Genomic DNA, 9525 nt, shown 5'->3' with positions numbered 1-9525 from the left:
TGGTGAGAGCGTGTATATGACCGAGAAGGCTTCGGTGGGGGGATCCGCTGAGCACCTCGAACAGGAGAAGACCGGCGTCGGCGGGACGGCCCTCGGCCGCGGCACCGTTCGCGATCACAACCGGGCGCTGCGGCAGGCCCACGACGCGGTGACCGCCTGGTCGCACCGGGCCCTCGGGCCCGGCCGCACCGACTTCCGCGGCTTCCCGTACCGCGAGGTCGTCGACTACTACCGGCGGGTGGGCAAGCTCGCCGTGTCCACCGAGCTGGTCGCCGCCCTGCGCGGGGCCGGGCTCGGCGTCGAGTGCTCGGGCCGCGCCCGCCCCTGGTCGTCCCCGGACGCCTGGGTGTTCGACCGCTGGCTGCCGCTGACCTTCACCGACCGGCCCATGAACTACGTCTCGTACGCCGGGAACGACGTACTGGGAGTGGCCCAGTGGACGGCCGACGGCACACCGGAGGCGGCCGACGCGGCGGACGACCGGCTGATGGCGGCCCTGCTCGCCGACCTCGTGACCCGGGAGACGGACGCGCTCGCGGCGGAGGGGACGGACCCCCGTCAGCGCACCCGGACCACGGCCGTGTGGCAGGCCCTGGCACGGCTCGCCGACTACGCCCCGCGGGGCCTGTCGGACACCGCGCCGCTGGAGAAGCTGCGCGGCGCGCTCGGCGGCCCCGACGACGAGCCCGCGGCGGACGCCGCGCGGGACGCGGTGGCCGCCATCCGGGCCGAGGCGCCGCCCGCGCTGCTCACGGCCGTGGAGATAGCGCTGCTCCCGGTCACTACGCTGCACGACGAGCAGATGTTCCTTCGCTCCATCCAGTTGTTCGAGCGGCTGTTCACGCTGACGGCCCGTGCGCTGACGACGGCGGTCGAAGCCGTCCGCACGGACCGCCCGGCCGACGCGGCAGCCGCCCTGGAGGCGGCGGCGGCCCGCCTCTCCGGCTCCACCGGGCCGCTCTACCGGGTGCTGACCACGATGCCCCCGGAGTCGTTCGCCGTGATCCGGGACCACACGCACGGCGCGAGCGCCATTCAGTCGAGGCCCTACCAACTGGTCGAGACGGTGAGCGCCAAGCGCGAGGGCGAGACGCACCGCCCGGAGAAGGGCCCGCTCTTCGCCCTCGACGCCACGCTGCAGGAGCAGTTCCTGCACCGGGCGGCGGGCTGGGCCACGCGGGACGCGCGTCGGCTGCAGGACGCCATGGTGCGTCTGGACACGAACTGGCGCGGGATGAAGCGCACGCACTGGGGCGTCACGATGAAGATCATCGGGCGGGTGCCGGGCACGGGCGGCACCGCGGGGGCGGACTATCTCAAGGCCGCGGCGGACATGGGGCTCTTTCCGCTGCTTGCTGCGGCTTGAGGGTGCGGAAGTCTGAGGCCGCTCGGGCCTGATGCCGAGGGCCACGTCCGCCGGGCCGGGAGGCCGTGGCGGGCGTGGCCCTCGGGTCGTATCAGAGGTGAACGGTGCGCAGCTCGCGGGCCGCCGCGAGGTCGGGGCAGCCGGACAGCAGCAGCGCCTCGCGCAGTTCGGTGCGCAGCAGGTCGAGCACGAGCCGCACCCCGGCCTCGCCGTCGGCGGCAAGGCCCCAGAGCACGGGCCTGCCGCACAGCACCCCGTCGGCGCCGAGCGCCACGGCACGCAGGACGTCCATGCCGGTGCGTACGCCGCTGTCGAACAGCACCGAGCACCGGCCGCCGACCGCCTCAAGCACCCCGGGCAGCGCGGTGACGCTCGGCACGGCCGCCGCGAACTGCCGGCCGCCGTGGTTGGAGACGATCACCCCGTCGGCACCGAGGTCCACGGCGCGTTCGGCGTCCCGCGGATCCAGGATCCCCTTGAGGACCAGCGGAAGCTTCGTCCGCTCCCGCAGCCACGCCAGGTCGTCCCAGCCGATCGCCGGATCGAACGCCAGGGCGGTGTGGGTGGCCACCGCCGAGCTTCCGGCCTGCCGCGTGTGCGCGGCGGAGACCGGGGCCGGGCCGAGGTTCGCCGCGACCACGTCGGACGGCAGCGAGAAGCCGTTGCGCACGTCACGCAGCCTGCGGCCCATGTGAGGCACGTCGACGGTGACGACGAGGGCCTCGCACCCCGCTTCCTCCGCCCTGCGGACCAGGTCGAGCACCACGTCGCGGTCGTGCACCCAGTACAGCTGGAACCAGACGGGGCCGCCGACCGAGGCGATCTCCTCCAGCGTGAAGCTGCTCAACGTACTGATGATGTAGGGAACTTGGGCATCCCGGGCGGCACGCGCCGCCGCGAGTTCGCCGTCCGGGTGCAGCAGCCGCTGGTACGCCATCGGGGCCACCGCCAGCGGCATCCCCGCCGCGGTGGCGAGCAGCTTCGCGGAGGTGTCGGCCTCGGCCGTGCCGCCCAGGACCCTGGGCAGCAGCCGGACCCCGTCGAGCGCGGTCCGGTTGGTGGCCTGGGTGGACTCGTCACCGCTGCCGCCGTCGACGAAGTCCCGTACGCCCTGCGGGAGTCGTTCGGCCGCGAGGCGTGCCACATCGGCGATGCAGAGCGGAGTCACCGGCCGCCGTCCTGCTGCGCCCGCTCCATCTCCATCTCGACCGCCGTGTAGAGAGCCTTGATGTTGCCGCTGCCGAACGTGCGCGCGCCGAGCCGCTCGATGACCTCGAAGAACAGGGTGCCGCGCGGGTGGACCGACTTCGTGAAGATCTGCAGCAGCTGCCCGTCCTGGTCCTCGTCGACCAGGATGTTGAGCGAGCGGAGCTGGTCGACCGAGTGACGCAGCAGGCTGAGGCGCTCCGGCACGAGGTCGTAGTACGTCGGCGGGGTCTTGAGGAAGGCGAGACCGGCGCCGCCGAGCAGGGTCACGTCCCGCACGATGTCGTCCGTGGCGAACGCGATGTGCTGGACGCCCGCGCCGCCGTGCTCCTTGACGAACTTGTCGATCTGGCCCGGCTCGCGGGAGGTGTCCGGCTCGATCAAGGTGAGCGTCACGGCGCCGGAGCGGCTCTGGACCACCTTGGAGTCCATGGCCTGGCCGCCGACGACGATGCGCTCGGTGAAGACCATCTCGAAGTCGAGGACGGTCTCGTAGAACTCGACTGTGGGCACCAGCTGGCCGGGCTCCAGGCACACGGCGAAGTGGTCGATCGTGTGCAGTCCAGCGGCGGTGGACGCGGACTGGCTCCCGTCGGCGTCGGGGGTTCCGTCCACCGGCGTCAGGCCGGGCAGCGTGTGGGTGGGCGTGCCCTCGGGGCGCTGCACGAACGTGTGGGTCACGTCGCCGAACGCGGATATGGACGCGGTGACGACGCCGTCGCGCTCCTGCGGGGCGGCGACCGGCCGGGCGCCACGACGCACCGCTTCCTCGAAGGCGGCCGTGGCGTCCGGCGTGCTCAGCGCGATGTCTGACACGCCGTCACCATGACGCTCCACGTAGGCCGCTGCCGCGTGGTCGGCGCCCTGTGCGTCGGTCAGCACGAAGCGGATGCCGTGCCGGCCCACGGCGGCGCGGGTCTCGGCGGCGCGGGTCTCGGCGGCCGGGGACGTGGAGCGCGCGTAGACGCCGAGGCCGTAGCTCTCCGTGAAGAATGCGGTGGCGGCGTCGATATCACCCACCGAGAAGCCGACGTGGTCAATTCCGAGTTCATCAAAAGGTCTCATGGTCTTCTTTCTTCATGCATGCCGAACGGCAGTTTTCCGGCAAGTTTTCGGGCAGGGGAATCCGACCGGCGGATGCGACGGCCTCGACGGATTCCGGGAAAAGTAAGGCAAGTGGTACGGGGCAGGAAAAGCGAACGGGGATTTCCCGGTGTCAGACGTCAGCCGGCCTGCTCGCGAATGAACTCCGCGAGACGGCCGACGCCGACCGTGATGTCCTCCGGGGACAGATAGCTGAAGGACAGACGGATCTGCCGGCGTGGTCGACCGTCGCCATAGAAGTGATGCATGGGAGTCCACAGGACCCGGTGCCGGCGCGCGGAATGCTCAAGGAGTTCGTCGTCGACCGGGAAAGGAACCGTGACGACGACGAAGAACCCGCCGGCCGGTGTATTCCAGGTCACCTCGGGACGGCTCCCCGCCGGGAAGTTCCGCTCGAGTTCCTTGAGCAGATGCCGGAGGTTCCCCTGGTACAGCTCCGTTTCCCGTACGTTCGCCGCGCGCAGGCTGTGGTCGTTCTCCAGGAGTTTCCCGCCGATCACCGCCTGGGCCACCGGTGACGTGTTTACCGTGAGCATGCTCTTGATCTTCGCCAGCTGGTCGGCGAAGAGTTCGGACCGGCCGTCCACCGTCGCCACCTGCTGGTCGGCGACCACGAATCCGATCCGCGCACCCGGGAGGCCCGTCTTGGCGAAGGAACCGAGATAGACGACCCGTCTGTCCCGGTCGAGGGACTTGAGCGTGGGGAGCGGCTCGATGCCGGTGGCCTGAAATATCCCGTAGGGGTTGTCCTCCAGGATGAGGAAGTCGTGCTCGGCTGCCAGCCGGAGCAAGGCTTCCCTGGTGTCACGGCTGAGACTGGCGCCGGAGGGATTGGCGAAATCGGCCACGACATAACAGGCACGCGGCCGCAATCCGGCCGCCTTGGCCTCCTCGGCGACCCGGACGAGATCGTCCAGGTCGATGCCGTCGACGCTCTCCTTGACGGGAAGTACCCGCATATCCGCCAGTTCGGCCGCCCCCGTCGCCCCCACATAACAGGGCATCGGAGCCAGCAGCACGTCCTCCTCGCCGCGGCGCAGCGCGCGCAGCGTGAGGAAGAGCGCCTCCTGGCAGCCGACCGTGACGACCACGCTCTCCGGGTCGACGTCGATGTTCTCGTCGACGGAGAGATTCTTGGCGATGAGGCCGTGAATGATCCCCTTGGTCCTGCCGTACTGCAGGAGGGTGCGGCGCGTCCGGGGCACGTCCCCGCCGTTCTCCGAAAGGAGATGCTCCTCGAAGACGCGCAGATGACGGTGCATGTCCGCGGTGTCGAAGAATCCTTCGTAGGGCCGCCCCGCGGCCATCGAGAGTGCCTCGGGGAAACGCTGCGCGATCTCGTTGAGGAAGTTCATCGATTCGATGACCGGAGAGTCGAGAGACGTGTGCAGATCCGCCAGGATCAGTTCTGCGTGCATAAAGTGACGGCCGTACGCGGCCGAATCCCCTCCGAGACAGAACGGAGGCCCCCTGCTTCTCACCACGCGAACACGGAACCCCGGCCCCCGCTTTGAGGGTTCCCTGTGAATGGCACCCCTGAAGTGGCTTGAATCACACGGAAATCAAGAGGAGATCCGCAGAATCAGGCAGAAATCAATGGGTACGGAATACAACTTGATCGATTCAATCATGATGCCTGAGTGGCCGTCAACCTCCGTCCTAACCAACGGCTTCGGCTCCCCGGACACCCGAAGGCATGATCCCCACCCATGAGTTCCACCCCAAGCCCACAAGCTCCCTAGCCCCTAGTCCCCTAGCCCCCTACACCCCGCATCGTGTTGAGTCCACGTCGCCGTGGCGGGCCAACTGGCCCGAGGCGGGGTGGCATTGCCCTTTGCGGCCACGGGCCCCGGATGCCGTCAGGAAGGGCGCGGCGGCTAGGCTGCTTCCCGGGCGTGGACCGCGCCCGGCTCGCAGTCTGAATCCTTCAAAGGGGCAGAGAAGTGAATCTGGCCGCCGCCAACGAGAACTTGGCGCACATCAGCAATGTGCTGATCTATTCGTCAATGGCTGTCTACACGTTGGCCTTCCTCGCCCATATCACCGAATGGATTTTCGGCAGCCGCAGCAAGGTCGGCCGCACGGCCGCCGCGCTCGTCGCCGACGGCGGGGCGGTGGCCGGGCGGGAGACCGCGGGGGCGGGCCAGGCACAGGCGAGCGGTGGTACGGCCGTACTGGACCGGCCGAAGGTGATCGGGCGCTCCACGACCGACGCGCGCGACGTCGAGGACGGGCCCGGCGCGCACGGCGGCGACGAGCAGGGCGACCTCTACGGACGGATCGCCGTGTCCCTCACCGTGCTCGCCTTCCTCACCGAGGCCGGCGGCGTGCTCAGCCGCGCCCTCTCGGTGCAGCGGGCGCCGTGGGGCAACATGTACGAGTTCAGCATCACGTTCTCCACCGTGGCCGTCGGCGTCTACCTCGCCCTGCTCCTGGCGAAGAAGGACGTGCGGTGGATCGGTCTGCCGCTGGTCACGACCGTCCTGCTCGACCTGGGCATCGCGGTCACCTGGCTCTACACCGACAGCGCCCCCCTGGTCCCGGCCCTGCACTCCTACTGGCTGTGGATCCACGTCTCCACCGCGATCTTCTGCGGCGCGGTCCTCTACCTCGGCGCGGTGTCCAACCTCGTCTTCCTCTTCCGCGACTCGTACGAGAGCAAGCTCGCCGGGGGCGGCCGTCCCGGCCGCTTCGCGACCTCCGTCATGGAGCGGCTGCCCGCCGCGGTCAGCCTCGACCGGTTCGCCTACCGCGTGAACGCCGCGGTCTTCCCGCTGTGGACGTTCGCGATCGTCGCGGGCGCGATCTGGGCGGGCGACGCGTGGGGCCGCTACTGGGGCTGGGACCCCAAGGAGGTCTGGTCCTTCATCACCTGGGTCGCCTACGCCTGCTACCTCCACGCCCGCGCGACGGCGGGCTGGAAGGGCCGCAAGGCCGCCTACCTCGCCCTGATCGCCTTCAGCTGCTACCTGTTCAACTACTACGGAGTGAACTTCCTCTTCGGCGGCAAACACTCTTACTCGGGCGTCTGAGCTGAGTCTGGGCGACGCCCTCCCCAGGGGGGGGTAGCGGCAGAGGTTTTCTTCGGTGCCGGCGCTCCTGCGGGGGCGTCCGGCGCGGGCAGCCGGGCCGCCGACGCGACCAGCGCAGGCGGCCGGGGCGGGTGCTCTGGCCTGGGCGTCCGGCACGGACTCCGGCGCGGGTGCCCCAGCGCAGGCGTCTGACACAGGCTCCGGCACCGGCGGCCGACGCGTCCCGCGCAGGCGGCCAGCACTCGCGTCCGGCACGGGAATCCCGCGCCGCCCATCCCGCGGCAGCCATCCCCGGCACAGACATCCAGCCCGGGCGGCCAGCCCAGGCGGTCAGCCCAGGCGGTCAGCCCAGACGCCGGTTCGAGCCCCTGCTCAGGTCAGCCTCGGCGGGCCCTTGCCGCGCGGGCGACGGCGACCACGGCCTTCTCCAAGGCGTACTCCGGGTCGTCCCCGCCTCCCTTGACCCCGGCGTCGGCCGCCGCGACAGCGGTGAGCGCGGCGGCCACGCCGTCCGGCGTCCATCCCCGCATCTGCTGCCGGACCCGGTCGATCTTCCAGGGCGGCATGCCCAGCTCGCGGGCGAGGTCGGCGGGCCGCCCGCCTCGTGCGGAGGAGAGCTTGCCGATCGCCCGGACGGCCTGCGCGAGGGCACTGGTCAGCAGGACGGGAGCGACACCGGTCGACAGGGACCAGCGCAACGCCTCAAGCGCTTCGGCGGCCCGTCCCTCCACCGCGCGGTCGGCCACGGTGAAGCTGGAGGCCTCGGCGCGGCCCGTGTAATAGCGGCCGACGACGGCCTCGTCGATCGTGCCCTCGACGTCCGCCACCAGCTGGGACACCGCCGACGCCAGCTCCCGCAGATCGCTGCCGATCGAGTCGACGAGGGCCTGGCACGCCTCGGGCGTGGCCGAACGGCCCAGGGCACGGAACTCGCTCCGCACGAACGAGAGCCGGTCCGCGGCCTTGGTCATCTTGGGGCAGGCGACCTCACGGGCCCCCGCCTTGCGGGCGGCGTCGAGCAGCCCCTTGCCCTTGGCACCGCCCGCGTGGAGCAGGACGAGGGTGATCTCCTCGGCCGGCGACGCGAGATACCCCTTCACGTCCTTGATCGTGTCGGCCGACAGATCCTGCGCGTTGCGTACGACCACGACCTTGCGCTCGGCGAAGAGCGAGGGACTGGTCAGCTCGGCGAGTGTGCCGGGCTGCAACTGGTCGGAGGTGAGGTCGCGCACGTCCGTGTCGGCGTCCGCGGCGCGTGCGGCGGCCACCACCTGCTGCACGGCGCGGTCGAGGAGGAGGTCCTCCTGGCCCACGGCGAGCGTGAGGGGGGCGAGCGGGTCGGCGGTATCTGTCTTCCTGGCCATCGCGGTCAAGCATCCCACGCGCCACTGACAGCCGACCCCGTACAGCCCGCCCGGTGCGACCCGAGCACCGCGCCCCCTACACCCGCGCCCCTTCCACCCACGCCCCTTCCACTCACGGCCCGTCCACCGCAGCCGGTTCCCGGGCGGCCCGCCCCGTATCGGAGAATGGCCGGGTGACCGACGTACGACATGTCCTGGTGCTGCCCGACCGCGATGCCGCGGAGGAAGTGGCCGAAGAACTCCCCGACCGTTTCGGCGTGCGCGAGCAGCCCCAGCTCGTGCGTGACGCCCTGGCCGGCGAGGACGACGCCGAGGACGCCCAGTGGCTGGTCGTGGTCGAGGACCCCGACCGGCGCCTGGACCGGGCGGCACTCGACGAACTCGCGGCGGAGCACGAGGGCTGGCTAGAAGCTCCCTAATCGGCGGCTCGACCAGTCGGGGGGCCGGAATCAACCCTTGGGGAGGACCTGGATGTCGAGGTCGATCGAGATGCTGGGCCCGACCGCCGCGATGCCGCGGGCGAGCATCGTCTGCCAGTTGATCGTGAAGTCGTCGCGATGCAGCTCGGTGGAGGCGCGGCAGGCCACCCGGGTCTCCCCCTCCAGGCCGTGGCCCACCCCGAGATACTCCGTCTCCAGCGTCACCGTGCGCGTCACCCCGTGCAGCGTCAGACCACCCGAGATCGCCCAGCGACTGCCGCCCTTGTGCACAAAGCGGTCGCTGTAGAACTCCATCGTCGGGAAGCGCTCCACGTCGAGGAAATCCCCGGACCGCAGATGGTCGTCGCGCATCTTCACGGCGGTGTCGATGGAGGCGGCGTCGATGACGACGTGCATCGCGGACTCCTCCATGCGCTCCCCGAGCCGTATGGCGCCCGCGAAACTGTTGAACCGGCCGTGAATACGCGCAAGACCGATGTGCCGCGCGGTGAAGGCGACCGAGGAGTGCAGCGGATCGAGCTCCCAGTCACCGGGCTCGGGCAGCGCCGGGGGCGGGGCTATCTGGAGCATGACGTCACCGAGCGAGGCGTGCGCGCTCTCCCCGACCGTGGCGTTCGCCCGGTACGGAGTGAACCCTTCCGCCGAGACCGCCAGGCGGTAATCACCGGCCGGAACGGTCGCGACGAACGAACCGTACGGATCCAGTCCCCCACCGACGACCTTGCGCCCCATGGCATCACTGACCGCGAACTCCGCGTGCCGCACGGGCTCATTGACCGGGTCGAGCACCCGGCAGCTGAGCACTCCCGCACTCGGCGGAACCGCCACGGCGGACATGGGCCCTCCGCCCCGCCCTGCCCTTACCGCTTGACCGACTCCGATCCGCCCGGCCCCACCGCCTCGCTTCGTACGGTCTCCCAGCCAACGGCCGAACATCTGCGACAACCCCCGCGCACCTTGACAACTCCTGTCCCGAAGAGGCATTCGATCACCGTTGCGGCATTCGATGCAAC

General features: G+C 70.5%; 8 protein-coding genes. 3 read left to right on the top strand and 5 right to left on the bottom strand.

Annotation, left to right across the window (positions count from 1 at the left end):
* Window positions 1–34: 34 nt before the first annotated feature.
* A complete protein-coding gene (locus OG302_RS27600) occupies window positions 35–1366 on the top strand; it encodes a hypothetical protein (protein ID WP_371529225.1) in 1332 nt (443 codons plus the stop codon).
* Window positions 1367–1457: 91 nt separating this feature from the next.
* On the opposite strand, the gene OG302_RS27595 is transcribed toward OG302_RS27600, so the two are convergent.
* From OG302_RS27595 to OG302_RS27585, 3 genes are all read right to left on the bottom strand, one after another.
* Complete coding sequence (locus OG302_RS27595; RefSeq protein ID WP_371529224.1) at window positions 1458–2534, bottom strand: alpha-hydroxy acid oxidase; 1077 nt, start codon at window positions 2532–2534, stop codon at window positions 1458–1460.
* Window positions 2531–3637: a 4-hydroxyphenylpyruvate dioxygenase gene (hppD, locus tag OG302_RS27590; protein ID WP_371529223.1), complete on the bottom strand. Its 1107-nt coding sequence runs from the start codon at window positions 3635–3637 to the stop codon at window positions 2531–2533. The genes OG302_RS27595 and hppD overlap by 4 nt, the downstream gene beginning before the upstream one ends.
* Window positions 3638–3795: 158 nt before the next feature.
* Window positions 3796–5094 (bottom strand): PLP-dependent aminotransferase family protein, encoded by a 1299-nt coding sequence (locus tag OG302_RS27585; RefSeq protein ID WP_371529222.1) that lies wholly within the window; start codon window positions 5092–5094, stop codon window positions 3796–3798.
* A gap of 525 nt (window positions 5095–5619) precedes the next feature.
* On the opposite strand from OG302_RS27585, the gene ccsB reads away from it, so the two are divergent.
* Window positions 5620–6708, top strand: coding sequence for a c-type cytochrome biogenesis protein CcsB (gene ccsB / locus OG302_RS27580; protein WP_371529221.1), 1089 nt, complete (start codon window positions 5620–5622; stop codon window positions 6706–6708).
* Window positions 6709–7085: 377 nt separating this feature from the next.
* Here ccsB and holA read toward each other — a convergent pair whose 3' ends face one another.
* Complete coding sequence (holA, locus tag OG302_RS27575; RefSeq protein ID WP_371529220.1) at window positions 7086–8072, bottom strand: DNA polymerase III subunit delta; 987 nt, start codon at window positions 8070–8072, stop codon at window positions 7086–7088.
* A gap of 173 nt (window positions 8073–8245) precedes the next feature.
* On the opposite strand from holA, the gene OG302_RS27570 reads away from it, so the two are divergent.
* Window positions 8246–8491 carry a hypothetical protein gene (locus OG302_RS27570; RefSeq protein WP_371529219.1) on the top strand — a complete coding sequence of 82 codons (246 nt, stop codon included), beginning with the start codon at window positions 8246–8248 and terminating at the stop codon, window positions 8489–8491.
* A 30-nt stretch (window positions 8492–8521) separates the two neighbouring features.
* On the opposite strand, the gene OG302_RS27565 is transcribed toward OG302_RS27570, so the two are convergent.
* Window positions 8522–9448, bottom strand: a complete 927-nt coding sequence (locus tag OG302_RS27565; RefSeq protein WP_371750249.1) for a YceI family protein — start codon at window positions 9446–9448, stop codon at window positions 8522–8524.
* Window positions 9449–9525 lie beyond the last annotated feature (77 nt).

Origin of the sequence: Streptomyces sp. NBC_01283, assembly GCF_041435335.1 — a bacterium.
Classification (GTDB): Bacteria; Actinomycetota; Actinomycetes; order Streptomycetales; family Streptomycetaceae; genus Streptomyces.
Note: the sequence above shows the minus strand (reverse complement) of the source record. Positions and strands in the feature narration are given on the sequence as shown.